Below are 2,334 nucleotides of genomic sequence, written 5' to 3'. Positions count from 1 at the left end.
GAATATTGCTCACTTTTTTGCTGCTGATTGCCGTGTTGTTCGTTACCTGCTGCGTGTTGCTGACGCTGTATATGATCAAATCAGCATTAGGTATTGATGTGTTCCAAAATTTTCATGTGGGTATATGGGACTGGTGGTTAAGCCTGAAAAACCGCTAGCGTAAACAAACCTGTGGAGGGCGTCACTGCGATGAAGTGTAAATGGGTTTCTGCGCTGTTGTTGATGTCCTTTCCGTTGGCGGTTATGTCCGCATTAACGACCGTAACCCCCAAAGCATTAACGGGCCCGCTAACCAATCCGGGGATTGGCGTGGCAAGTTTTCATCAGGGGTACGGTGAAACGCTGGGTCTGGCGGATTATCCCAATACCGGATTTGAATACGAGCGACTTTACTGGCGAGAGCTGGAGCCTGTTGAAGGTCAGTATAATTTTGCGCTGGTGGATGATGCCTTCAAATACGCGGCAGCGCATCGTCCCGCGATGAATGTCGGGCTGCGCTTTATGGTGCTTGCCGATCCGGGGGATGGCACCAAAATTCCCGATTGGCTGATTAAAAAAGGCGTGAAAGGCAGCTGGACGCCCGATAATAAAACATTTATTCCGGATTTAAGCGACCCGCTGTTTATTGAGTACAGCCAGCGTCTGCTGAACGCATTCGGAAAACGCTACGACGGTAATGAGAATCTCGCTTTTGTGGATATCGGCATGGTGGGGGCCTGGGGGGAATGGCATAACAGCAATTTCCCTGATCTGAAACCACTGTTGGAGCAGTACACCACCGCGCAGTTAGACCGCTACGTCGCAATGCACTTTTCTGCCTTCCCTTCGACGCCGAAAATAATGTTGATGAGCGGTGGGCAAAGCCTGGCGAATGCGGTGGCGCGAGGGGCTGGATGGCGGGCGGATTGCTGGGGTGACCTGCGCGTATTTTCGGACTCCTGGAGCCATATGGCCGATGATTACCCGCAGCGATTACTGGCAGCACAGCAGAGCTATTCGGGGTTTAATGATGCCTGGAAACGTGCGCCGGTCAGTCTGGAAATCTGTTCATATATGCAGGACTGGAAGAACACCTTCCACTATACGCGTGCCGAAGTGCAGGGCATTTTTGACTGGGCGGTCAAGCAGCACGCCAGCACGATCAACCTGAAATCGAGAGCGATACCCAGCGATTATCGACCGATTGTTGATGATGCGCTGACCAAACTGGGCTATCGGTTTCGCTTAGCGTCTTTGAGCCATGAGTCCGTGTGGGACGGCGGTCAAACGTTGAGGTTGAACAGTACCTGGTATAACGAAGGTATCGCACCGATTTATCTGCCCTACACGCTGGCATTTCGTGTGGTGGATAGCGCCAATCAGGTGGTGGCGCAGGGGAATGCGGCGGATGATATACGACGTTGGCTCCCGGGCGTTTATCAGGTTAGCTACGCATTGCCCATGCCGGGTCGACTGGCGAAAGGGCAATACGCCATTGAGGTTTCTATGCTGGATAAATCCGGGGCGGCAAGAATTAGCTTTGCCAACGAAGGAAAGCAGAGCAGCGGCTGGTATCGCGTATCAACGATAACGGCACGCTAACCCGTCATGGCAACGAGCCAGAGGCTCAGGCTCGTTGCCGGGTACATCAGATGTTATAACCATTCGGGTTGTTTTTTTGCCAGTTCCAGGTGTCACGCATCATTTCATCAAGGTTGTAGATGGCCTTCCAGCCTAACTCTTTGTATGCCAGTGACGGGTCAGACCAACATTCGGCAATGTCGCCGGGCCTTCTGTCGACAAATTGATAGCTTATTTTTTTCTGCGCCGCTTTTTCAAACGCCTCAATCAGATTAATCACGGAATAACCGACCCCGGTACCGAGATTAATCACCTTGTAGGCTGCGCCTTTGTTCTGGCTATCCAGCGCGGCTAAATGGCCGGTCGCCAAATCCATGACGTGGATATAATCACGAACGCCGGTGCCGTCGGGGGTTGGATAGTCATTACCGTACACCGACACGGTTTTCAGCTTACCAATCGCAACCTGGGAGATGTACGGCACCAGGTTATTGGGGATACCGTTGGGATCCTCACCAATTCGACCCGATGGGTGGGCGCCGACTGGGTTGAAATAGCGCAGGCAGGTAATGCGGAAGTCGGGCTGCGCGCGGGAGAAATCGGCCAGAATCTGTTCGACCATTAATTTAGAGGTACCGTACGGATTGGTGGTACCCCCCGTACGCGATTGCTCGCTCAGCGGCACGCTTTCCGGATTACCGTATACCGTAGCAGATGAGCTAAAAATGAATCGATTAACGCCTGCGGCCAGCATCCCATCCAGTAAAACCAGCG

2 protein-coding genes are annotated in these 2,334 nt (G+C 52.7%); one reads left to right on the top strand and one right to left on the bottom strand.

What is annotated here, in order from left to right:
- Window positions 1-189: 189 nt before the first annotated feature.
- Complete coding sequence (locus KQJ19_RS23305) at window positions 190-1,581, top strand: DUF4832 domain-containing protein (RefSeq protein ID WP_216404254.1); 1,392 nt, start codon at window positions 190-192, stop codon at window positions 1,579-1,581.
- A 46-nt stretch (window positions 1,582-1,627) separates the two neighbouring features.
- Here KQJ19_RS23305 and galE read toward each other — a convergent pair.
- On the bottom strand, window positions 1,628-2,334 hold a 707-nt coding region (gene galE, locus KQJ19_RS23300), incomplete at its 5' end, for a UDP-glucose 4-epimerase GalE (RefSeq protein WP_216404253.1).

Origin of the sequence: Citrobacter sp. S46_ASV_140 (assembly GCF_018919545.1) — a bacterium.
GTDB classification, from domain to species: Bacteria; Pseudomonadota; Gammaproteobacteria; order Enterobacterales; family Enterobacteriaceae; genus Citrobacter; species Citrobacter braakii.
Note: the sequence above shows the minus strand (reverse complement) of the source record. Positions and strands in the feature narration are given on the sequence as shown.

Excerpts from the sequence above, each read along its gene's own strand:
- KQJ19_RS23305 (WP_216404254.1), top strand. The coding sequence starts at position 190 with ATGAAGTGTAAATGGGTTTCTGCGCTGTTGTTGATGTCCTTTCCGTTG.